The following is a 24,367-nucleotide window of genomic DNA, read 5'->3' as shown; positions in this document are numbered from 1 at the left end:
CTATCCTTCTCCCAACTCGCTGTATCTGTAGAGGTGCTCCCATACTTGTTCGTGATTGCCGAGCATCTGGAAGAAGCTATATCGGTTGAAGACATACTTGCCCGAATCCCTTGCTTCATATCGGAAAATGTTCAACTCCATCATCTCTTCGAGCAGGGCTGCGACGTTTTCTTCCGACATTGCCTCGATCTTCCTTATTTCGAATTCCTTGCAGATACGGATAATGTCTTGAACGGATGCCCCGCGTCCGACCCCTGTTTCGTAATAGTGGTATGCTAGTGCTTTTGCCAAAATATCGTACAAATTGTCGGCATCCAGTTGGAGCGTAATCCGGAATTTTGTTTCAATCTCCGACAGAAATTCCGATTGTCCAAGCAGAGTCTTGATATGTTTCTCGTCCAGCACATACGGCGGCGTCGTTCTCTCATTGTAGTTGCCATTTCGATAACTATCGGCGATCGCTTCGATCAGCTTCTGGCAATAGAAGTGAATCAATCCAGGATAATAGTTCGTTTTTGCTAAAATGAGACTAATGATGTCCTCACTATCCTCCCCGATTCGAAATCCGAGATATTGTAGCGGGCGAAGCAGTAGGTCACGGGCATCTAGATATTTAAGTGGTCTGATCGTAATGTACCCCAGATGCGCCAAAACGCTGTTACCGCCAAGCCTTTGTTTGTTAAACCGTACGACGTCGCGTAGGCCGGCAAGCACAAACTTGAACTGGTGGTTAAACAAATCCTTCAATTCTTTCAGGATCTCCAACGGACGATATCGGTTTTTCTCACAGCTGGCAATGAAGGCATCCGATTCATCGAGAAGCAACATAAGCTTGTGGATCGGCCTCTCCGGGCTTTCGAGCCGACGGCGCATTGCTGATCGAAATTCTTCCCAAGATCCGCACGCTTGCTGTAGCACACGCTCGGCCTTCAACTCCTCACAGATCTTTACGAGCGCAGTATCAACATTCTTTTCCTTCAGATCAACGAAAACTGCGTAGCAGCCGTTCGCCGGATCATGCTCTCGATTTTTCGATTCCCGCAGTAACGCCGTCTTCCCGAGTTGGCGTCCCCCATAGACAAAAACGGGGCCGTTTGGATTCTGAATCTTCTCAAGCTCGTCGGCACGACCAATGAACATCTCGGGTGGAATTGTTCCAACTGGTATATAAGGCTGCACTTTGCTCGAAGGCAGGGCCACCATGAGAAATGCGCTGGCACGCTCGATTTGGCTGAAACCAGCCAAGAACAGCATCATCACCCGATCGATGACAACGATAGTTTCCGGAATTGCCCGAAGCTTAATCGACTTGGCCAGCAGACGACGATCTGCCAGCGACATTGCGTAATCGAGCATCACTATCGTTGCAGCCCCATCCCCCGCTCCATGCTGAGCGACTTCGTCCAGAACAGTGTCTGGTGTCCTGACGCCGGCCATCTTCAGTACGCGCAGTCCCTTGCGTACGGCAAGCGTACCGAATGCTTCGAACGGATGAGGATATTGACCAAGCTTGGCGTCTCTCGCAGTCGGATAAATGCGGAATTCATCGTCCTTACCGGGCAAGCGTTCAACCCTATCCACCTTGTGGAATATGAGTTGCTCCATGAATTCCTTCAAGTTCTGCGACTTAAACCACGTTCCTATGAACTTGTCCGCACTTGCCGTATTGCGATTGTTCTGATTCGGAAACAACATGTTTCGGATATATGGATCATAGGTGCGGTATAAGTCTTCACCCTTGTGGGCGTTACATGCGTTGAATAGTGCATGATACTGTTCTACGAAATGCGCGTACATATCCCGACTGGAAATCTGGATTGTGGTATCGCGTTGACCGCTGGAAGCCAGTTGAATGTAATCTTCTGCAACGGTCATGTTTCGGTTTTCGAGCATGCGGTTGATCTTACCGAATATCGGCCACTGCTGCAAGACCTGTTCGTCGCTGTCGTCAATACCCCGGTCCGGCGCCTTCAATATATCATGCTTTAGCGCTTCGAAACGCTTTTGTGTCGCATCCATCCGGGCCACCGACGCTTGACGGATTTGCTCGCGGCAAGCGTCGAGCAACCGCTTGAAGAAGCCTACGTTCCCTGTCGTTTTCACATGCTTTTCTGCCGCCTCCGCAAGTCTGAAATAACCGTACATCTCATCGTTGCTCGCCATTTGCCCGTAGTTTTGTGCACTTTCGACATCCGCCATAAAATCTTCTTTATACTTTGCGAGTTGCAGTTCCCCCCTTCGCCGGGTATCCCTGATGGTTCCTTCGGTATGCCATTCTCGTTGCTTAAATGTTGAGATTAAGTCGTACGTACCCATGTCGTACTCACGCAGCGCCCGATCAGCGGCATGCTCCCACGACGGGAGTTCCTGTTCACAATGACGCAGCACTCGCTCCCATATGCGGAAACCTTCGATGGGATGCGGTTGATGCTCAGCCAACCAATGCTCATCGCGGAACGGAATCCCATCTTTGTTTAGTTCGATCTCGCCGCTTAGCAGTAAGGGTTCGTAGAAGTGCCTTTGATCTTCAACTGGATTATCTCCAAGAGCGTCACGGAACTGGCGGATTACCTCTTTCAGACAGCTAACCCCAGCGGTATCCAACTCTTGATCGTTCTGCTCAAGTTGAACAAAAGCGGCGTCGATAAATTCCAGGGCCTTTTGGTGTGAAGTGTTGATGGTCTCAGGAGTAATGTCAGTCGTCCGCAAGTAATCTTCAGCTTTGCTGCGGTGTACATAGCACTCCAAAAGCAATGCTGTCGCCTCCCGTACACGACTTCGCATACGGCTTCGAAGTGCACCAGTCAACGCGTCGCTCTTACCGCCAGTCGACTTAAACTCCATGCCTTCCCAATGCTGGTCAATGAATTGTTCAATCTTGCTTTCTAACGGTTCAATATCTCGCGTGTCTGGATCTCCCGAAAGATCTGCGAACGTCCGGCAGATATCCTGCAATCTCTGCAACGGCATTTCTAATGCATCACGAAGCATACGGGTCAGTTCACCGTTATTACCGAACAACTCCGTCATCATCTGATGAATTTTTGGATGGTTGATGGACGCCTTTACATTACGATGGAATGCCGTCCCCAACATCTCTTCAATCTGCTGTCGGCACCGGTCTAGCGCTTGTTTCATTTCGAGTTGATCGCGCACATCTGTGGAAGTGCAATATTTAATACCGACGTGGTGACGGTCAATGAAAGACCAGAAATAACCGATCAGTTGCTTGATACCTGGGTAAAGGTCAAGCGCCCGGCTGGAACGATCTTCGCTGATCTGTCGCCAGCGGTTGTTAAGGCGATAATCATTTGGATTGTCCGGCTCGAAAAATATGCGAAGCCACATTGCGGCATTCAGGCACTCATCGAGTGCCTCGCTCTCACGGAACGGTAGACTAATTGGCGTATCTGCAAGTAGATACCAATCCTCTTCAACCTGAAGTGGGTCGCCAAGAATAAAGGAGATCTTGGCGCGTAATACATCGACATCATCTGATTCGCCGATAACTGAATGGAGTAGCATCATTCCTTCCGCCTGCCGGTTTTGCGCCAGCATGCTCAGGCAGGTCTCGACAATGAGCAAAAGTTGGTCGGAACTGATGACATTAGTCTCGTTCAGGGTAACCGGTTCATTCTCTGTGTCAATCTGACTTGCCGGATGTTCGGATTCCCTGAGTTGCTGAGAACTTTCAAGAACTGTATCGATAGCATCAGTTGTAGCACCGCTCTCATCTTTACTGGATACCGGAATGTCCGGCACAGCAACGGTACAGTCCGGCTGCTCCAACTGGAATAACGAGGCTAGCCTGTTCACTCCTTCCTTATCGCCTAGTATCACCCCGTCCTCACTGTCTAGCAGGAAATATACTTCGCGCCCATCAATCGTTAGCTTGTCATTCCAGTACTGGCCAACCTCTGCCGAGTCGACGATTACAAGTTGAATAAAGTTTTCATGCAACTCAAGCATCTGTCCAATCTTATCAAATTCCTCGGCAGGACGATCCACGTCGAGCATGCCGGTAAATAGCACGAAACGACGGTCAGTCCGGTTGCAACGGAGCCTGCGGTAAGGGAAGGGTTGCAAACTGGTATTCAGAAGCGAAAGCTCGCGAAACAACTCTCTCTCCAACCGGGCCTGCGCCCGATTTAACTCACACAACCGGTAAGCGCCAAATACCACCTCCCCGTCTTCGAATCTGACATAGTCTTCCTCTTGGGGACGAGTGACCAGCTTCAACTGAGATAACGACTGCACTTTCTTCCGGCTCGTCTCTTTTCGGAAAGCGCCGGCACCATAGTCGCTCAGTATATAACACGTCTCGTCTTTGTCTCCTTCCGTCAGCGTGACTTGTGCGAGATAACCCTTCGTGAAGAGCTTAGTTAGGGCCACGATCAGCAATTCGCGAGCTCCCTCGCCGTTCAAGCCTCCAATACGGGTTTGCGCTGCTACATAACCCGCATGGCTGACCGCCAGAAGTCCATAATTGTAAATATAGCCCATTACAAAGGCTGGGAGTTTGCTATTCCGTGCGATCTGCCCGAGATCGCCTTCGAATTTATTGGCTGAGAAACTGAGCTTTTTCCTGATCAAGACCTCATACTTGATTTCTTTGAAATTAATTAGTTCAACAGGGACAGAAGAAGGTGTGACAGATAGCGCTGGGCTAGGTCTAACTGTTTCGACTTCAGTCATTTCGAATCCTTTCCGATCTGTTGCATTATCAGATGCGGCCGCTGGTAACTCCGAGAGTTCACTTGGATTCGGATCAGGGTGGCAACCAGTTGGATTATCGGCATTTGCCGGAATCGCTCTCACTAGCACTTGGGCATTCGATGCCGATGATGCTTCAATGTCAACTGGTGCCGGGGATGAAGCTGCCGCTTCTTCGAAAGGCAATTTGAGCAGGCCTTTTTCCAAAGCATAGCGCGTTACGAACCCAACGGATTTCGTAATCTGCTTGTAAATCTCCGACTTGTCGTCCACCGCCTCGGGTTCGCATACAAGTTGAATGATCGTTTTGTAAATATTACATGCCTCGATTATCAATTCGTCATCTAGAGACAGAAGTTGTTCTGCATTTTTTTGATGAACTTTGAATTCGTCGACAATTTCTTCTCCGTGGCATACCAGTTGCATGAATAACTGAACTGCCGTACGGGCGTTCTGGGCCTGAGCCGCAAAGTAGAACGAACGTTCTTTTTCATCAGCCAGACGTTCAAGTTCAGTAATAGTGACCTCGGTCCGTCTCCCTTCAAGTAGCAATATGATGCATTGATCTTGAAGTCGGACCGTAGAGGTTAGCGTACCAGCAAAACTGCTGACAAATTCCGAAGTCAGTAGTTGGTCGGACTCCAACCATGTTTCAAGCTCACGAAGCTGGGCTACAGCAACTTCACGAGTCTTCCGTAAAGAGGTCACGACTTGATTTATTTCCTTGTAGGGTGAATTTTCGATAATTATAGTTATCACTCCCGATATTTTAGGTAATGATCCATATAATTCGACATTTAGGTAGGATATTCCTCCTTCGAGTAGGCCTTTAAGCTCATGTGCAACATCTGTCCATGCCATTAATCTGTATCAGAACACTTTTATGGAATTCCAGAAAACACAAAAGAGATCGGCATGCCGATCTCAAAAAAGGGCATATAGGACAAGCGAAATTCAAGGATTCAGTCATTGAAAGCCTATGCCCTGCTGCTAAGGATGCTGGCTTCAGATATCGGAGACGGTCTAAGGAATACCGAGCAAGCCGAACGATTAAAGCCGCGCAGTCTGGGTCACAGAATCCGCTTTGTGCGTTCCTAATTTCGTTTTGCCGGAAGCCCAGGTCGGTGGAAAGTGCCGGCCACTCTCTATTGATCATCCCCCAGGATTGAGACGACGTTCTCTGTCTTCACCTCAGCAAAAACCACCGGAAGCACCACTGCCACTCTGATGGTTCCATATCCTGATTGTAATAATATGTATATACAAAGTAGGGCACGTTACTTTAATAAAAACGTCAAAGATTATAAGGAGGATAGCTCTTAAACTACAAGCACTAACTGGACGAGTGACTAGGATCTATTCATATAGGAAATGTTGTATTTTATTCTGCGTAAGAAACGGGCTATTAAAACTGAAAACTTGCATATCGTCTTTCTTATGCTCATTCTTTTTCAAAAATAGTTTTACAAAGTCTAGGTCATGTGTAGAAAAAATAATTTGCTTATCAATTTGACCTAACACATCGCAAATTGAGTACTGATTTACATCATCCATATTTTGAATGGGGTCATCAATTGCGATAAAATCGAGAGCATTGATATTTTGAGCTTCATTAATTGCTAAGAAAATAGAAATCGCTAGTACATTTAATTGTCCGGAACTCAGAATATTCTGAGCATTACTTTCTTCAAATCTATCTTTAAAAACAACCTTAATGAACAGTTTTTCATCTGAACCGTCGAAGTGAATAAGATTATTAGATGGAAGCGGATTTAAATACCTGTAATACTTCTGTATAGGAGAATTATTATTATTCAAATAATCTCTTATATCAGAATCAAAGAAGTCAAACAACTTCATTTTGTAATTTTTCAAAGAATCTGCAATACCATCAATCTCACTTTTTTTGTTGTTAAGATCCTCAATTTTTTTATTGACTTCTTGAATTTGAGTTTGAATTTCCTGATTGTGCTTAATTGCGTATTGCACTTGGTTTATATCTGCTAGTCTGCTTATCTTCCGCTCATTATTGGAGATTATCTCTTTATTTTTTGAGATTAACGATTGGAGTGGAATATCGTATTGCTCCGGCTTTAAAAATGGTTGCAGACGCTTTAAAATAATTTGGTCATCCTGAATATCAGAATAAAGTTTTTGAATATTACTCTCTAATTGATTCCGATGTTTTACTACTCTGCCTTTTGCTCTGGTTAATCGTTCAATCGACTGCTCTACCTCGTTTTCTGTTTTAATTTTCTTTGAAGAAGCCTCACTACCAAGATCCTTCAATTCTTCTTTCAGTTTTTCAAGAGATATCTTTAATTCTATGATTTTTTGCTGCAAAATAATTTCGTCTCTTACGTTGCTTAACTCATTTCTTAAATCCGCAGCTGCCACTTGACTCAGTTCTTCAGAAAATAAATCGTTATTTCTGTAATTTTTGTACTCCTCTATTAAACGTTCTAATTCTAAATTCATTTTAGTAATGTTATTGTTTGTTTGGTTAATTCTCTCATCCGTTCTAGCCAACCTATTAGAAATCTTATTGTTTAATGAGATGGCCTTACTAACATAAGAAGTATCCTCATCTAACCTTGTTGTATATAAAAGAATATTATGATCAATGCAAGACTCCAGGTTCTCTTCAGGAGTAGAAGAGCACACTGGGCATTGCTCAAGTTTATTTGCAACAACATAATCCTTTATACTTTTTACGTTTAAAATAAGTTGAAGGAGTAAATTATCCTTATTTTCTTGTATAACAAAAGATAGCTTTTTTTTCAGGCTTACCAGTTTTTCTTTTCTTTTTCTCAGAGAAGCCTCTTTTTTTATAGAAATATCACGGTTAGTTGGAAGTCTTTTTTGTTGTTCCACATTTTGCACTATTGTAGTTTGAAAAGACAGTGCAAATTCTATGGAAGAAGCCTGTTTCCTCAAAGTACTAAGATTTTCTCTGACTTTATTCAAGTCTAAAGTCCCCGCGTCAACCGACGCTAATTCTCGCTCCTTTTCTTGAATAATCGTTCGTGTCTGATTGTACTTCTGAATATTATCCCTTTCTTTTATATGGGAGCTTGTTCTCTGATTTAATCTCTTCAATAATTCTTTTACTTCTTCCTCTTTATTTTTTAAATTATGATGAATTGCTTCTTTCTCAGACATTTGATTTACAATTATGTTGACAGTGTCGAAACGTACTAAGTTCATCTCTTCGTAAAGTTCTAAAAACTTCTCGGCGTTAATTTTATCAGCCAATGCCAACATGTTAGTTTGAACAATTTGAGCATCTAAATTATTGTTAAACTCGGTAGTACCAATACCAATATCCAATAGTCTCCTATTAAATTCAAAAATATCGACTTCCTTTTTTACTTCTTCCTTCCCTTGTATTGAATTTTCAAGTAAGATAATTTGATTACGAATAACTTCAGATTGATTGATTAAAGAAGTATGTATTTTCTTCATGTTATCAGATTCATTTAGTAGAGATCTGAATCCCATGATGTCTGCTAACGCTCTGAATCGTTCAGAAGGCTCATCAGATGTAACAAAATCTGCGACTTGACTTTGGGATAATATAAATGTTTGTTTTATTAGTTGTCCAAAACTACCGCGCACAAAACTTGTCTGATCTAAAGTACCTTGTTTTAAGAATGTTTCAACTTCAACTTGCCCCCGATAAGTTTTTCCATCACTACTCGTCAAGGCAACCTGAGTATTCCCATAATCGTTTCCATGTTCATTTCCAATTATATTGAACCATCGAGTTAATGTGTTTCCTTCATATTCGATAGAAACCAGTAGAGTCTCACTCTCTTGAACTATACATCGTTTGTTAAAAATATCCCTTTTTATTTCTGTGTCCGTGCCGTTCATGCGAGAAATTTTACTTGTAAAACACCATTCAATTGCGTCAAAGAAAGAACTTTTTCCAAAACCGTTATCTCCGTGCAAAATAGTTATTTTTCTCGTCAGATCAAATGAAACTTCCCCGTGATAATTCCTGAAATTCTTAAGTATTACTTTGTCTATTTTCATAGCGCTGCTCCACCATTTTTATTATTTTATTTATTAGTACATCCAATTGAACCACGCTTAATTTATTCTGCTTCCCATCACTTTCTTGAAGTAAACGAATGATTTCTTGTAGATATTCACTTTCATCATTTAACGTTACTTCGTTCTTAATCGGCTTCTTAATTAATCTAAATTCGTCTAAAAATGGAACACGGTTCAAGTCCAATTCACTACATATTGCGTATTTTCGGAGCGCCTTAGTGTCTCGTTCAATCTTGTAGTTTGTTTCTAAATCAATTTCACTACCTAAGCAAAATAGCAAATATGTATTCCATATATTTTCGTTGCCCTCTAACAAAATTGATCTTATTTCCATTGTGAATGTTTTTATCGAACTTATTTCTTCGCTGTAATGCAGTTTTTTTAACACCACATTGTTTACAGAAGATTTATAAAAGGTGGCACTTAGATTTTCGATTTCTTTGACGTCATAAACGTCAAAACCATTCTCAAGTAATCTGTTATGTGTTGCATTAAAAATATCCATCAACTCACCTCGCTGCAATACTTATTCCAAATTTCTTGCATTTTATCCCGAAAACAATCCTGGCTGTCCATGACTTCCACAAAGTCGTCATTAATTTCTTTTCCTGGCATGATGTCGACCAGGTACGTTACTTTATTAAGCGGTTGCTCGTCTTCGATTCCTTTTAGCTGAATCTCCGGAGAACTTTTAATTTCATGGCGAACGGTTTGCGTAAATCCCCTGTCCATATAATTTTGAAACACAATTCTTAGCGACTTGTCCAAAAAGTAAAGGTGATCATTTGTGTCGGATTGTTGTATTATTGATTCAAGTTTCCGTAAGCCTGCCTGTAAATTACTTCTTGATTCCAAGCTTAAAAATGAGAAAAGAAGATTTGATACAGTACATTTCTTTATTATTAAGCTATTCGAATTTGTGAATTCCAAAAAGGAGTCTTTCACAATCATCATGATGAACACAATATTGAAAAAATCGTATAATTTTTGCTGCCTGTTTAATTCATTTAAATCGACATAAGCTGAGCTTTTAACAGTACCATCCACATATCGCTCGATCAGAGATCGAATGTTTCCTCCGTCATCAACCCATTGTTGAAGGTACTCGCGGTAGGTATATAATTTATCTTTAAATACAGATGCATGAGCACAATTTTCAATCTCACAGACTATAGAATCAATAATTTTAGAAACAGCAGACATATTGCCGTGCTTCTCGGTAGTTTGCTCAACTGAGTTTAGACAATTTGTTCTGATTCCGTCTAGAATTTTTTCCAGTTTGTCCCTGGTAATAAGTAACCTTTCTGAGCTGTCTCTGTATGTACATCTCGTGCATAAGTGACCGATTAATGTGTTCAGATCTTTGGGATGGACCTTCACCCTATCCCCAACATCATGGAATAACCATTCGCTAAGCCTCATACATAAATGATTCTCAAACACCTCTAATTTCTGGAGTCCCATACCGGTATGCAAGTAAAATCTCCTTAGAAGCTCTTTGGGCTTTTCTCCGCATCTGATTTCATAGTCATAACACTCGTCATTTTTGTCACATACAGGAGCACTGAGTTTTGAAAGTAAATGATCATTATCCGCGATGTCCATATCGTAGTTAGAGTTTCCTGTATACACATCAACATTGAACCCATTAGTTTTTATAAAATGATAACTTGAATACAACTGGAATTGAGTGGTATATCCATCTTTTTGTTGGAGCAGTTCCGCCTTAGATAACAATTTGTCTATCCAACTGTTATTTTTTCTTTCCGTTCTCCCCGCTATTGGTGTCCGATAGTACAATCCCGATGCGGGGCTAGTAGTTGCATCCATCGTTACTTTCACACTAGTCTTTACTTGGATAAACCTTACCAAATTATCTTTTCCAACCACGATATCATCGAGATGCTCTATAAAAATGTAATCCCACTTGTCCATGAGCATGTCTATTATGTATTCAATTGCAACTAAAAATTGATAATAAAAACCTGAAATTGAAACAATTCCTCCAGATTCTTCTGGTACTACGTTTGCAAGTAAAGCAGCGATCTCATCGCTTGATTTTTTAATTATGTTTTCTTGTAAAAATGTTACTTTTTCAACATTTTTATCTTCTTGGTTTTCAATATAGTAAGCAATAATTTTCTCTAATTTATCCATAGTGAATTAAACCCCTTAATGTTCTTTGCTGTAACTTCAAAGCTACTTAACCGTAGTAACATTAATAATTCGTATTCGACACCGTAAGACAAATACCTTCCAAAAGACTCCAAAATATGAATACTGAAACATCTATTTTTCCTTCTTCGATACTAAAAACAGATTACAGAGGAACTGGTCAACCCTCAAATTGTATCCACCATTTAACGCCCCTCTTCAAGAAATTGTAATGGCTAGTTTGACAAATTTACTTAGTCCTTTTATTTCTACAAAAAAAAAGCAGCGACTCCCGTCGCCACTTCACGTTATATTTTTGAGTCAAAAACCTTAAGTACATCTTCAATTAATTTCAAAATAACTTTGATTTCACCAACACTACGACTCTTCAGTAAAAGCGTTATTGCATCAGCAAGCTTTTCTTCATCATTCTTTCTTCCCGTTTCAGGATAAGCGCTAAATAGATCTACCGGCCGAATTCCTAATGCGTTCGAAATTTTATCTATTGTGTCTAGCGATATGTTTTTCTCTCCACGTTCAATACCACCGAGATAAGACTGAGGTTGTTGGACTTTTTCCCCTAACTGCTCTTGCGTTAATCCCCTGTTCTTACGAAACATTCGAATCTTTGTTCCAACATGTGCAGCCAACTTCGACATGCGTCCATCACCTCTCATATAAAAGAGTAGGTAAGTTGACATCTAAGTTGAATACACTCAAAGAATTTATATCCATTTGATTTTAGATCATATAGAATCTATATTTAACTTTAGAACTGACTCTTGTTTTTGGAGGACATCATGAATTTACTTGCGAATCAAATCGTTATTGAAAATGTAATACAATGCAAAATGCGAGGGAAAGTTGCGTATCAGAGCCATTTTCCTGCGTCTATTGGAATCCAATTAACCTATGTAAAGCCGTATGATATGCCAGGTGGGAAAGGGTATCAACGCCCCGTTGATCTAAAACGTTGCGAAGACTTTTCTGCCTACTTGTCCAAAGGTGAAGATGCGCTTTTCACCCCCATATTGTTAAATGCCTCTGCGAATTGGGAATTTGTCGCCTACGACAAACAAAGGTCTTCTTATGGGCGACTACTTTGTAAAGGCAAGGCTTCTCTGATGGATGGGCAGCATCGTATGGGTGGAATACAGAAATATATCAAAGAGACGCATTCTGATCTCAACGTTCCTTTTCTAGCTTTTCATTCCTTGGACGAGGACGAAGAAATTAAGCTTTTTGATACAATAAACACGAAAGCAAAAGGAATTGGACCTTCTTTGAGTAAATTTCTACGTCGGGATTCGGATGAGATTAGTTGGATCGCTACTCAATTGATGGTGCGAAAAGAGAGTCCGTTTTACAATATAGGGACCATCATAGGAAAACGGAGCAAAGGTCGCCATGTCACTCTGCAAAATGTGTATCGCACATTGCATCTCTTGACGGCCGACTACCGTATATCCAGTTTAGCAAGACAGGAGAAATTAACCATTGCACTTGCCTTTTACGATACAATTCGTCAAACATTCCTCGCAGAATGGTCCGACTATAAAGAATACCGGCTAACACATATCGTATGTCTTGATGCGCTCTCGATGGTTGGGCATCAGATTTTGCTCAACTGTATGCCGGTAGGCAAAAAGCACGTTGATCTAGCAGCCATTCCAAAATATATAAAAAAATTGTCGGTTGACTGGTCTGCTCAAGGCCCACTTCGTTATCTAAAAGGAATGAGTGGCTCAAGAACGCTTGCTTCCGACTTAAAAGAACAAATGCTCCCTAATTAATGAGGGGCAGTTGTTCTTTCAACAGAAAGAACATCCTGAATCTTAGGGCATTGAATTTTTCCGTAATAAGTTCTCTTTGCCTTGGATCGGTATCACGTTCACACATCATATCCGAATAACGGATATAGTTACTTTCAAGTCTCGTTAAAAATCTCATTCGATCATGTCTGACTGTGTATATACGTTTGATGTCCTGACAACTGCTGAATTATTACAATCTCCGTGAATACAAAAAGGCAGTACAGAACTCAACATGCGAATTCTGTACTGCCTCTTCAATTGTTTTACTTGCAGTTACTAAACTCAATTAGGGTTAGCTTTTCTTTGTGGCTAAGATCGTAGATATCTAGAGCTTCCTCTTTTGAGCGGAACGGTTTCCAACTTCCTATACCTTGCTGTTTCTTCCATCCAAGCTCAGTTCGTTGCTTCATTTCGGTGACATGAGGACATACATCATGGTCGAGGTGGACAGTGTATGTATTCAAAGGAAAGTCGATGTTCACCCAAGCTCTCATTTGTTCACCATCCTTAAGCGTATTTAATAGCAATTTTTATTTCTTACTCCTGACCTTTCTCACAACAAAATAAGTAGACATGCCGAGCAACAGCAAACCCAAAACCTCGATTAATATCCTTGTTGGGTCAACTGAAATACCAAAAGAAACTTTGTGCTGCAGGTAATCAACTGAATCATACGATTCGATAATGTCAGGCACGTAATTAAAAGTGAGGTACATGCCGCGTAATATTTGAAATACATAATACGAGATGACAAAAATTAACCCGACTATCAACGCTCGAATAATTGGTCGCTTCATTGACTTACAATCCTCCATAGACGTTCAACTCAACATGATTTCGACTGTGTCTGAGTCCTTAACCCAAAATATATATACCCCTAGCTTTTTCAGGGCATACTCGATCTCACTGATAACCTTTCAATGACCATTATTATAGGGGAGGGCAATAGCAATACCATCCCTGCTTGAGTCTTGATATTGGGAAGCCAACTTGGATGCTGTGAGTAAAGCTTTGCCAATATGATTCTTTATCTGATTCTGGTCGAAAGGTTTGCCAAAACGTCTGGAGGACTATAGGACGCTCGTTTCACCCTTAGCTTCAATCAATAAGGTGAAGCCATCCCTCACTGCAATAATATCAATACCTGGCTCCGAAGTATGGAGCTTTTGTTTGATGTCGAAGCCCATATGCTCGAGCTTGTTGCAAACTGCCGCTATCACATCGTTTTCTGTTAGCATCATGACCTCCAGCGTACAACTTTGAACAAGTTGCTGTTAATCTTGCTATACGGTGTAAATATACTCCAACAGTTACCTTTTTAGTAGGGTTCACAACAACATCGATTGATCGTGTCTAGTTTTAATATCACCAATACAGTTAATTCGATCAAAGTATTCTTGATCAATATGTTCAATTATTAACTCCCTGTTATCCAATAACATCTCAGACCATCTTGAATCCCAAGCGGTGAATGCCTGCCAAGAAAAACCCAAATATAACTCTCTACTCATTTTCCTTAATGAACTATACACGTGCCCTAAAAACTCATCCTTGAAGCTCGTATTTCTTAGCGGAACTTCAGAAGCAAGATCAATAAGCCAATTAGCAAAATGGACATACTGCTCCCAAGCACTTCGTTCTTGTGTCAGCTCCCATTTATGTATGAAGACCATCTGCAAAAAGCTTAATGATCGATCCGAAGTTAGATGCATTCCCATATTAACAAGACAATTGATAATGTTGTCAAACGACTGCCTTGACTTTAAATCATCTTTAACAACCTCACCATTCAGAATTGCTGTCTTTATGTTTCGTTGTGCCTCAACTACATTTCTTGCCGTTTCTAGATTCTCAGATATTTCATAGAAAAATCTAGTTAAGTCTGACTCTTGAATAACCTCAATACCATAGGTGTCAAGATAATAGCTTTGTATGGCATGATCAATCTGATCTCTGGTTATATAGTAAATATCGTTTTTCTTTCTGCCTTTTACCTTAGTATTTTTGGCTTCATTGAGTATCTGGTTTAGATTAAAGTCTCCAAGAGAATATCCGAGAATAACAACAGTTGTTTCTTGGAGGAGTGTGTATAGTTTTCTAGAGAAGTAGCTATCCCTGTACTGAAACCTAAAATAGTCATCCATTGTGAGCACAATAGAAGCCGGATTTACAATTGACCCGTGAACATGATATATGTTCAATCCAGAATTATCTCTCCCAACTGGTACTCCTTCAGCAAATATTCGATTATTCTCAGGTAATATATAATCACTGAAAAGTGTATCATAGTTTGTGGTAACTACATTAATAGACGAATTCTGCGAGAAGAAATCTCGAATAAATAGTAAGTGGTCGTTATTAATTGTGCCAATATTAACTCTTTGAGCTATTATACTTGCTATCTCTTCACGAATTCTTCTTCCTCTTCGAAAAAGTTCACGCTCTAGAATCTGAGCACATATCGTAAGTTCAAACTTTCCACGTATCCTACCTGACTGTGTATCTGTTACAAATAATTCATTGAATGTCTTTAAATCATCCTCAAGTCGTTGCGAGCACTCGACAAGTAGACTAACCCAACTAGGAGCAGAATCATCTGTCATATACATACTAAATCCTGTCCCAACTAATAAGGTTAAGCTTTTATTCTCCAGGGCTACAGCAATATCCAGATAACTCACATTACATCCTCCAAATCAAAGATAGTTCATTCCGGATTTACCAACAAATTAATATACGAAATTCTCATCCTCTAACTCTTCTCGGTTAGCAGCAAGCGTGTGACTGACCCATTTAATCTTGCCGCTTTTGGCTCCATGATTAAGGTCTCAGTCGAAACCATGTTTTCTGTAAAAATGCTCTGATCTGTCGATGTGACCCCAATCTACTGAGGAAATCCATCCGGTAATGACTCTGATTTGCATCTCTTGGACTAGTTTCATTAAACCTGTCATCATGATCGAACCATAACCCCTGTTAACCCGATCTCCTTCATTTTTAATATCCGCGATCTCCATATGCTTGTTCTCTACGTGGACATGGACGTTCGAGTCAGGCACTCTTACCCCACCTTTAGAGATGACCTTTACTCTTAAAGTAATGTTCTCATCATCCTGACCGTCATCATACATTAAGCGGTAGATCATGACGTTCTCCCCGAACCGATTCTGATCGACATGAATGACTTTATGTCCAGCCTTTTCTAATCGGTCGTGTGCCATCTGACTTCATACTCAATATCGCCCTTTTTCTTCAATGGGATAGGTTTGTGTTCCCTCATCAACATGGTCAACGGATCGCTACCTCCAAACAAACCCTTCAATATCTCGGGGAGCTGCTTTGAGCTTTTATCATCAAGAGGGTTGTTTTTCTTTGCCACATAATCACTCTCTTCTGCATTGCTATTCGCTGAATCTATAATAGTAAATATTCTCCACTTCCAATTCGAACACCTTCCTCATTTCGACCAGATTCTACATAGTATACAAAAGACAAGTGGCTTCCGGCTTAGTTTTATAGAACTACCTTCATGATTCTATAAAACGGACTTCGGTGCAGCTAAGCGGGTTGCGAATTTTATAAATAGGATTTGATTTTTATAACCTACTCTATATTGGGCATAAGTCGATGTTATGAATTGTATAACTGTTTCAGCCCAAAATGAAAGAGAAGTCGATAAAGACTTCTCTTAGGTAAATAGAGTTCAAACCTGCTTAGTGGATTGACTGGGTTCTGTGGAGAAAGTGGTCAAAATCGGCAAGACAAAAAGGCTACTGCCCTTCGATACCCCGAATATCAATTAATAACCTCGTAGTTTTACATATCCTAAAGCAGCCATCCCTACAAAACAGTCCATTTGAAAGCCTTCAAATTCAGCTATAGACTTTGCTGTCGTTTATAGGCTTCGACCTTCTGCCAAATGAAATTCATGGCAATACCAATCTCCAGCTTTCTCTCAGCCCGAAGAATATCGCTGATTTGATCCTGTGCCAAATTATGGTGCCACAAGATGTCAAGACAGTATTTTTAGAATTTCAAGGTGTGAAAAGATGTACAAGTCATGCTCTATCGTTCCATAGTTTCAGCATGAGAAACGGAAATTGCTTTTCTGATATGAGACCAAGGAAACAACGAAAAGCGGATTTGTAATTCTGAAGCGGCATTTTCGAAGCGAGGGCTGCGAGAGTGCCCACTGAAGAGTGCCTGCACGAAGGCGGCAGGAAACCGGGAAATCAGAGTCAACTGGAGGAACTAGCGTTTTAAAAACAGGTGCGGAAGAAGCACTGAAGCGAGGATGTCATTCGTTATCGGTTCGGAGGATGATCGAACCGGAAAGTGTATTTGGGCAAATGAAATGAAAAACAACCGGAGATTCCACGCTTTCTGCCTTGCGGCCTGCAGAAGGTAAGCCTAGAAGTCGGATGGCTTTCGTTTGCCCATACCTTGCTGAAGAAAGCAGTACAAGGCCACAAACGTGCAATGGCGACGCGGGGATAGTCTCCCTCGCGCCGCCATTTTTCTAATTCGAGTCATTTTCTTGCTAGCGAGCTATTCTCAAAATGAGCTGAAACTTACTTTTAGGACGGCCCTATTCATCCTTTACCCTTGAGTTCTTTGATCTTGTTGTAGGAAGCCGCAAATGCTTTTTCCGCGCCTCTTTCTTTTGGAACATAGTACTCCGTGTCCTTCAACACGTCGGGTAAATACTGCTGATCAACCCAGCCTCCAAAATCATGTGGGTACTTGTATCCGATGCCGCGACCGAGCTGAGAAGCACCATTGTAATGTGCGTCTTTCAAAAAATCAGGAATGTCACCAACCTTACCTTTACGAATATCCTCCCATGCACGATCCAGGGCAGTATAAGCAGTGTTCGATTTCGGGGTAAGGCAAATGACTGATGTTGCAACCGCAAGCGGTATGCGTGCCTCTGGCAGCCCCAGGCGCTCTGCTGACAGCACTGCACTAAGCACGATATTCCCCACATTAGGGTCAGCTAGTCCAACATCTTCCCAAGCGATGACGAGTATGCGCCTGCAAATCGTTACGAGATCTCCTGACTCTAGCACACGAGCTAGGTAATGCATCGCAGCATTGATGTCTGAGCCCCTGCAACTTTTCTGATATGCGCTCATGAGATTGTACAACGTGTCCTCCCCGTTATACCCCATGCTCTTTTTATTGAGCGCTTCTTCAACCTTTTCCATCGTAATTACAGTTTCGATGTTGTACCCAATCTCAATATTAGAAATGACCAGCCCTTCAAGTGCGTTTAGTGCTGCCCTCAAATCGCCACCACTCACTGCAGCGATATGATCAAAGGCATCATCATCAAAACGAACAGAGAAAAAGCCTAATCCTCTATCACGATCTTTTAAAGCTCGCTCTAATCCTACTTTGATATCCTGAACCGATAACGGTTTCAGTTCGAATATTGTGCAGCGCGATAAAATAGCCGAAGGCAAAGAATGCATGACCGATTCTGTTGTAGAACCAATCAACACGATTTCTCCGGATTCTAAATATGGCAGAAGATATTCGATTTGGGTTTTCGTAAACCGATGGATCTCGTCCACATAAAGGCAAATCGAACATTCAAGAATTTTGCCTTGCTTGACGACATCCTCCAAGTCCTTCTTTCCTGAAGCTACAGCATTTAACTTCATAAAGGGGATAGATATGCTGTTGGCGATCGCGCCCGCAATCGAAGTCTTGCCAATGCCAGGTGGACCAAACAAGATCATGGAGGAAATACGTTTGTTTTTTATCATGCGACTGATTGGTTTACCTTCTCCTAGCAGGTGTCTTTGGCCAATAACTTCATCAATGGTTGTCGGCCGCATTTTATGCGCTAGTGGCTCTTGATACACATCCCCCCCCTCCTTTCAATATGGATTTTTTCTCCGTAATGTTTTTTTACTTTAGAGAAATATTCGTATATCCGCTTGTTTACAGGAAATTTTAATTTCTCTCCAAAAATAGCTTGCATATAATCGGGCGTTGCCCCAATGAAGATAATCGTACCGCGCTCCACGGCCGGGAGCAGCGCATCCTGCCTGGCGCTGTTGAACCGATGCACCTCGTCAAGGAATAAAATGGTCTTGCGGCCGTACAGGCTCTTGTTGCTGTCCGCCTGCTCGATTACCTCGCGAACATCCTTGACCGAGGCATCCACTGCGTTCAAGCGAACAAAGTCTCCTTGCGTCTGCTTGGAGATAATGTGGGCAAGCGTTGTCTTGCCGCAGCCTGGGGGCCCAAACAGCAATATCGAGGAGACGACGTCTCCCTCGATCGCCCTTCTAAGCAATTTGCCCGGCCCGATCAGATGCTCCTGGCCGATATATTCCTCTAGCGTCTCGGGCCGCATACGATCGGCCAGCAGCCGTCCGCGAGGCTCCGAATTCGCTTGAAAGCTGAATAAATCCATAGCAATAACCCGCCCTTTCTCCTATTCATCATAGCAGAAACGCGGGTTTGCAGGAAGAGAACGGGAGCATACGTTCCTCTAGAGATGGTGAAGCTGCCCCTTGATGATCGCTCTTCTTTCCCGAATATAATTCTGGATAACGTAAGGCTCGCCGACGAACTCCCGATAGGACCATCGGCGCGTCGGATCCTCTCGAACGTAAGGCTCGAGGTTATCGATCATCCCATGCACGACCGGCATGAGCTTATTTTCGGTGAACGCTCCATTGATCGCTTCCTGCAGCACCGCCCGATACTGCCTGCGAATGCTGGAGAACCCAAGCAGCTTACGTGTAAGCACATTGTAGCCGGACACTGCCACAAGATCGCTTTCCACGAGACGACCGTAGCAATTGCGTCCCCATGTCCCTTCATAATCCCATGGGATCATCCGCAGCTTGCCGGTTTTCGAGCTTCGGTAGATCGCATAATTTTGCTCGAAGCCGTCGTAGTTGCCGGTAAGCACCGCTCCCGCAAGCCAACGAAGGTAGTTGTCCACGTCTAATCGCGCTCGGAGGAATGTCTCGGCCCTCTGCCCCGTCAAGGTGTTCAGACCTTTGATCAATGCCTTCAGCCTCGTCTTCTCCGCACTCTGTCCGAACCGATATTCGTAGCCGGCCAGCAGCGACGATTTCGGCCGGTTCGACTCCGAGGAGAACAGTCCGAAATCGGCCCGGTTGTTGATCGCGTAAAATAACGAAGCCGCCCCGATCCGCCTTCTGCGAAAAAAAAGCCGTTCTACGCCTTCTATTTCCAGATACACGCCCTTGGACTCGCCGTTGACGGTCAGAAGAACATGCTTCGTTCGCGGGGCGGGGACGCCGATCATCGGAAAAAAGGCGAAGGAAAGCGCGTTGCGAATAAGCGAGGGATCGTCGTATTCCGCATTATAGTGGAAGGCTTGATTCTTGCGCACCACCTCGTAGGATTTCTTCGGATAGCTCCGCGTATGCCCTCCTCGGTAACGAACAGATATCGATGTCTTTTTACCGTTGGTCGTCATTGTGCCTGGAACGTAGAGATCGTTCCATAGATTCTTTTCCATATTCCGGCGCGCTTCTTCACTAAGTCGAAGCTCTCTGACCGATAGAGGCATCCTGTCCCGCCTTTCTGTTTCAACCGAAGCTCCAACAGAATCAGCGTATGTCGCCCCGACATTGGCGGAAACGGCGTTCGTCTAGAGACGTTCTCGAAAAAAAGCCTCGCGGCGCGAGATTCTCCCGGCGAGACTTCTTATTGCATTGATACGATACCTTTGATTTCAGCACCGGCCTTTGCTGCGGCCTTTGCCTGTCCGTCCGCCCGTTCCTCCCGTGCGCCCGCCTGTCCCTCTCGTACGTCCGCCCGTTCCTTCCGTGCGCCCGCCTGGTCCTCCTGTACGTCCACTCGTGCCTCCCGTGCGTCCTCCTGGTCCTCCTGTACGTCCACCCGTTCCTCCCGTGCGTCCGCGGTGCCGGTCATGGCCCCAGCTTCCCCACGACTGATGCTCGTTGTCCGGTCCCGTATCCGTTGGCTGCTGCGTATCCGGAGTCTGATTGTTTTTTCTTTTATTGCCTCCGCCCTTTACCCATCTGCATTTGCACTTTCGATAATAGCGCTTCGGACGGCAGCGACTGCCTCCTTGAGCTCGTGAATTCACTTCTTCTGCACCTCCTGTTTGGAAGATCGCTACAGTCTATGAACCTCAACCTCCCGCCGATAGAGACAAGCGCAGAACAACAGCGAAAACAGGCCTTTTCACGCTGGTTTTAGCGGATTTTCACCTCTACTCGGACAACCAACCGTATCTTCTCATAATTGGTACACATAGTTATAGATTACAAACTCACTTCCCCCACAAGTGCAAAGGAGGGATAATCCATAAGGAGAATTAGCCGCGGAGCCGCATTGATTGGTCGATGACTATTGCGCATACCGCCTAAGCTTGTCCAGCAAAGCTATTAAGCTTTAGATTCCCCCCAATACGGAAGGAGAATGATTCTATGTTTCATAGTTTCCAGCCGCAGTCCGGTCACCAATCTGCGAAGCCCCACCCTCGAACCCACACAAACGTTTTGCATGCCAGTCACTTGGTCGGACGCAGCATTCGCGTAAATCGCGGCGGGCATGACAGTGTAGCCGGCATACTCGTAGCGATTCCCGGCGACTATCTGGTCATCCACTCCGACAGTGTAATGGTGTATGTCAACGGAACCCACGTCAAGAGCATCACCGAAGGCTCCAGAAGCGGAGGGCACAGCGGAGGAAAATCCGGAGGAAGCGGCGGACGCACAGGCGGATCGCGCACTCACGGCGTCCACAAAAGTCACATCAGCGCCCCTAGCTTTCAATCCTTGCTGTCCCGTCTGCGGCATAAGCACATTCAAATCAATCGCGGGGGTCATGAGAAGCTGGATGGCTTCCTCGCCGAGATCTCTTCGGACAATGTGCTGCTGATCGTCGACCGCGAGCTCGTTCGCATTCCGATCTTCCACATCAAAAACGTCGGCGTCTCGAAAAAGAACAACAACAAAAGCAGCAACCAGAACAAAAATCAATCCGGGAGCAAAAATCAATCCGGAGGCAAGAACAAATCCGAGAGTAAAAACCATTCTGGAGGCAAGAACAAATCTGGATGTAAGAACAAATCCGGGAGCAAAAGCCAATCTGGAGGCAAGAACAAATCCGGAGGCAATAAATCGGGCAGCAAAAGCCGCAGCGGAGGACAACAAAACAAAAGTAAAGGAAATGGCCGCCGTTAACGATCGCCATGTCCAGGTTCGAATCGCAGTCGCAAAGGAGGTGCTTCCGCTGAACCTATGGAAACTTACCTGAACCAGTCCGTATCTCTCACCGTCTCCGGCATCCGGCTGGCTGTCAAAGGAAATCTGATCGACCTTGGCCCTGACATTCTCGTCTTGCACAACGGAACCCAATTTCTATATGTCCCGCTTATTCATATTCAGCTTCTAACCCGATGCCCGCCTCAGGAATCCAACTTCGGCGAGCCTTCAGAGCCGCCGCTCGATCCCGCGATCGAGCTGTCTTACCGCAAAGTGCTGCTGAATGCCAAAGGCATGTTCACCGAGCTGTACATCGCCGGGAGTCAGACGGTTCATGGGTATGTCACCAGCATTATGAACGACTTCTTCGTCTTCTACTCCCCCATGTACCGATCTCTGTATGTTTCGATGCGTCATCTGAAAATACTCGTCCCTTACGATCCTCATACGACGCCATATGCTTTGGATCAGGAGAAATTCCCGATTCATCCCGCTACCGCTTCGCTGGCCCGCACGTTCGATCAGCAGCTGAAAAAATTCGAGAACGAATTCGTCATTCTCAATCTGGGCGAACATCCCGAGAAGATCGGTCTGCTCAAGTCGGTGCGCAACAACCTGGTTGAACTGGTCACGGCAGACGGGGCAAGCACCTTTATCCACCTCGACCACATCAAGACTATCCATCGGCCGTAACCGTGCATAACAGTGAAAGGCTATCCGGCTTCTTTGCCCGGATAGTCTTTCTTCGCGCCTTCGTCGAAGGACCAAGAGGATCATGAATCCCGATTGCCCCTATTCAGCCGAACGACGAACATAGATTTTAAAATAGCCCACGTAAACTAGCAAAATGAAGCCTGCATACACGGCAACGGTTAACAGCATGCCGCTCGGCTCGTTCAACAGTTGATTCCCGAGAATGGCAAACAATACCATTGCTGGAATTTTCCCTAGCGACGAAGCGATCGCATAAGGCCAGAAACCCACTCGATTCAATGCGCAATAGACGTTCACGACAATGGAAGGAATAAACGGGATCATTCGAGTCGCGGTAATAAACAGAAAGGAATTTTGCTCAAACCAGCCCGTCATCTTGCTAATGGCCTTGGTCTTATGAAGCAAGCGTTGGCCCCAATCCAAAAACAACGATCGCACTAGCAGAAACATAAGCAGGGAAGCAAGCGTGGAGCCCGTCCAGGTGTATATAGCTCCGAGGCCGGAGCCAAAAGCCGCCCCCAGCGCCCCGCCGATCAGCGGAAAGGGGATAACAGGCACGAGAGCCAGCACGGTCGCCGCCGCTACAACAACGAGAGGATTCACTTCGCTAATCCGATCCAGCCACAGCATGATCTCGGATCGGAACAGAATGATGCTCGCAATAACCGCTGTATAGACAAGCACGGACAACCCCCGTTTCCACAAGGGCAAGGGCGAAGGAATGCGAGCATCTTCAACATCTTCTAGCCTCATGTTGTCATCCTTCATTCGCATCGTTCAAATACGCTCCCTTCCCTCCCAGTATCCCATCCCAAGCTTGCCTCGTCAAAGCTCTTCCTGTCATGGCCGACAAAAAAACCGCCAAACACAAGGTTCCCAAGTGTTTGACGGTTTGCTAGAGCCTCCGCTAATTGCTCCGATCGTTTACCCGTTCGTAATTCCGGCTTTCTCCAGCAGCTCGCGAAACACGACGCTGACCATGATTAATCCGGCGACCGGTGGCACGAAGGCGTTGCTGGATGGCGGCTGCTGCGCTTTGCGAATTTCCGGCGCCGTGTCCGGAACGATGCGTTGCGTAACATCCTCCCTTGGCTTTATCGGCTCCTCCGTCGAGAACACGACCTTAACGCCTCGCTTGATCCCTTCGCTGCGGAGCTTTCTTCTTACGACGCGAGCGATCGGATCGACGGTCGTCTTGGAAATGTCCGCCACCTGAAAGCGGCTCGGGTCCATCTTGTTCGCGGCCCCCATGCTGGAGATGACGGGAATTCCGCGCTCCAGGCACTGCTTAATGAGATGCACCTTGTAGATAATCGTATCGGATGCATCCACGACGTAATCCAGAGGAAATTTGAACAGCTCCTCATACGTCTCTTCCGTATAGAACATCCGTAATGCGACTGCATCGCAATCAGGATTAATCAGCTTGATTCGTTCCTTCATCAGCTCCGCCTTCGGCTGACCGACAGTTGTCGTCAGCGCATGAATCTGGCGGTTGATGTTCGTAATATCGACAACATCCTTATCGATCAGCACGATCCGGCCAACGCCGGAACGCGCCAGCGCCTCGGCGGCAATGCCGCCGACTCCGCCAATGCCGAGCACGGCGACGGTGCTTCCCTTAAGCGCCGCAAGCCCTTCCGGTCCGATCGCAAGCTCCGTTCTGGAGAATTGATGCAGCATGCG

General features: G+C 44.3%; 17 protein-coding genes and 2 pseudogenes. 3 read left to right on the top strand and 16 right to left on the bottom strand.

Annotation, left to right across the window (positions count from 1 at the left end; genetic code table 11):
• The 5 genes from ACFO1S_RS22500 to ACFO1S_RS22480 form a co-directional block, all read right to left on the bottom strand.
• Positions 1–5,421 (bottom strand): AAA family ATPase, encoded by a 5,421-nt coding sequence (locus ACFO1S_RS22500; protein ID WP_378127621.1) that lies wholly within the window; start codon positions 5,419–5,421, stop codon positions 1–3.
• A gap of 648 nt (positions 5,422–6,069) precedes the next feature.
• Entirely contained in the window at positions 6,070–8,751 is a 2,682-nt protein-coding gene (locus ACFO1S_RS22495) for an AAA family ATPase (protein ID WP_204601703.1), read from the bottom strand.
• Positions 8,726–9,277, bottom strand: a complete 552-nt coding sequence (locus ACFO1S_RS22490) for an ABC-three component system middle component 1 (RefSeq protein ID WP_204601704.1) — start codon at positions 9,275–9,277, stop codon at positions 8,726–8,728. The genes ACFO1S_RS22495 and ACFO1S_RS22490 overlap by 26 nt, the downstream gene beginning before the upstream one ends.
• Entirely contained in the window at positions 9,277–10,929 is a 1,653-nt protein-coding gene (locus ACFO1S_RS22485; RefSeq protein ID WP_204601705.1) for a dsDNA nuclease domain-containing protein, read from the bottom strand. Before ACFO1S_RS22485 ends, ACFO1S_RS22490 begins: the two co-directional genes overlap by 1 nt.
• Positions 10,930–11,234: 305 nt before the next feature.
• Complete coding sequence (locus tag ACFO1S_RS22480) at positions 11,235–11,585, bottom strand: helix-turn-helix domain-containing protein (protein WP_204601706.1); 351 nt, start codon at positions 11,583–11,585, stop codon at positions 11,235–11,237.
• A gap of 141 nt (positions 11,586–11,726) precedes the next feature.
• On the opposite strand from ACFO1S_RS22480, the gene ACFO1S_RS22475 reads away from it, so the two are divergent.
• Positions 11,727–12,719 carry a DGQHR domain-containing protein gene (locus ACFO1S_RS22475; protein ID WP_204601707.1) on the top strand — a complete coding sequence of 331 codons (993 nt, stop codon included), beginning with the start codon at positions 11,727–11,729 and terminating at the stop codon, positions 12,717–12,719.
• Between the two features lie 644 nt (positions 12,720–13,363).
• On the opposite strand, the pseudogene ACFO1S_RS22470 reads toward ACFO1S_RS22475, so the two are convergent.
• The 9 genes and pseudogenes from ACFO1S_RS22470 to ACFO1S_RS22430 all read right to left on the bottom strand — a co-directional run.
• Positions 13,364–13,504: pseudogene (locus ACFO1S_RS22470) on the bottom strand (cytochrome b6); the annotation flags it as partial.
• 306 nt (positions 13,505–13,810) lie between these two features.
• The gene (locus ACFO1S_RS22465) at positions 13,811–13,981 is read right to left on the bottom strand and encodes a hypothetical protein (RefSeq protein WP_204601708.1); all 171 of its coding nucleotides are present in this window, start codon (positions 13,979–13,981) and stop codon (positions 13,811–13,813) included.
• Between the two features lie 87 nt (positions 13,982–14,068).
• Positions 14,069–15,421 carry an SIR2 family NAD-dependent protein deacylase gene (locus tag ACFO1S_RS22460; RefSeq protein ID WP_204601709.1) on the bottom strand — a complete coding sequence of 451 codons (1,353 nt, stop codon included), beginning with the start codon at positions 15,419–15,421 and terminating at the stop codon, positions 14,069–14,071.
• A gap of 147 nt (positions 15,422–15,568) precedes the next feature.
• Positions 15,569–15,886: a GNAT family N-acetyltransferase gene (locus ACFO1S_RS22455; RefSeq protein ID WP_204601710.1), complete on the bottom strand. Its 318-nt coding sequence runs from the start codon at positions 15,884–15,886 to the stop codon at positions 15,569–15,571.
• Between the two features lie 56 nt (positions 15,887–15,942).
• Positions 15,943–16,119, bottom strand: a complete 177-nt coding sequence (locus ACFO1S_RS22450) for a hypothetical protein (protein ID WP_204601711.1) — start codon at positions 16,117–16,119, stop codon at positions 15,943–15,945.
• 1,213 nt (positions 16,120–17,332) lie between these two features.
• Positions 17,333–18,583 carry a replication-associated recombination protein A gene (locus ACFO1S_RS22445; RefSeq protein ID WP_204601931.1) on the bottom strand — a complete coding sequence of 417 codons (1,251 nt, stop codon included), beginning with the start codon at positions 18,581–18,583 and terminating at the stop codon, positions 17,333–17,335.
• 149 nt (positions 18,584–18,732) lie between these two features.
• Positions 18,733–19,167, bottom strand: a pseudogene (locus ACFO1S_RS22440) (AAA family ATPase); the annotation flags it as partial.
• Between the two features lie 78 nt (positions 19,168–19,245).
• On the bottom strand, positions 19,246–20,250 hold the full coding sequence (locus tag ACFO1S_RS22435) for a CotH kinase family protein (RefSeq protein ID WP_378127618.1): 1,005 nt from the start codon (positions 20,248–20,250) through the stop codon (positions 19,246–19,248).
• Between the two features lie 216 nt (positions 20,251–20,466).
• Entirely contained in the window at positions 20,467–20,844 is a 378-nt protein-coding gene (locus ACFO1S_RS22430) for a hypothetical protein (protein ID WP_204601713.1), read from the bottom strand.
• A gap of 343 nt (positions 20,845–21,187) precedes the next feature.
• Here ACFO1S_RS22430 and ACFO1S_RS22425 point away from each other — a divergent pair, with 343 nt between their 5' ends.
• A complete protein-coding gene (locus tag ACFO1S_RS22425; protein ID WP_204601714.1) occupies positions 21,188–21,946 on the top strand; it encodes a hypothetical protein in 759 nt (252 codons plus the stop codon).
• Between the two features lie 57 nt (positions 21,947–22,003).
• Positions 22,004–22,660: a DUF2642 domain-containing protein gene (locus ACFO1S_RS22420; protein WP_204601715.1), complete on the top strand. Its 657-nt coding sequence runs from the start codon at positions 22,004–22,006 to the stop codon at positions 22,658–22,660.
• A 99-nt stretch (positions 22,661–22,759) separates the two neighbouring features.
• Here ACFO1S_RS22420 and ACFO1S_RS22415 read toward each other — a convergent pair whose 3' ends face one another.
• Complete coding sequence (locus tag ACFO1S_RS22415; protein ID WP_378127616.1) at positions 22,760–23,434, bottom strand: TVP38/TMEM64 family protein; 675 nt, start codon at positions 23,432–23,434, stop codon at positions 22,760–22,762.
• A gap of 171 nt (positions 23,435–23,605) precedes the next feature.
• On the bottom strand, positions 23,606–24,364 hold the full coding sequence (locus tag ACFO1S_RS22410; protein ID WP_204601717.1) for a tRNA threonylcarbamoyladenosine dehydratase: 759 nt from the start codon (positions 24,362–24,364) through the stop codon (positions 23,606–23,608).
• Positions 24,365–24,367: the final 3 nt, after the last annotated feature.

The organism is Cohnella boryungensis (genome assembly GCF_042651945.1).
Taxonomy (GTDB): Bacteria; Bacillota; Bacilli; order Paenibacillales; family Paenibacillaceae; genus Cohnella; species Cohnella boryungensis.
Note: the sequence above shows the minus strand (reverse complement) of the source record. Positions and strands in the feature narration are given on the sequence as shown.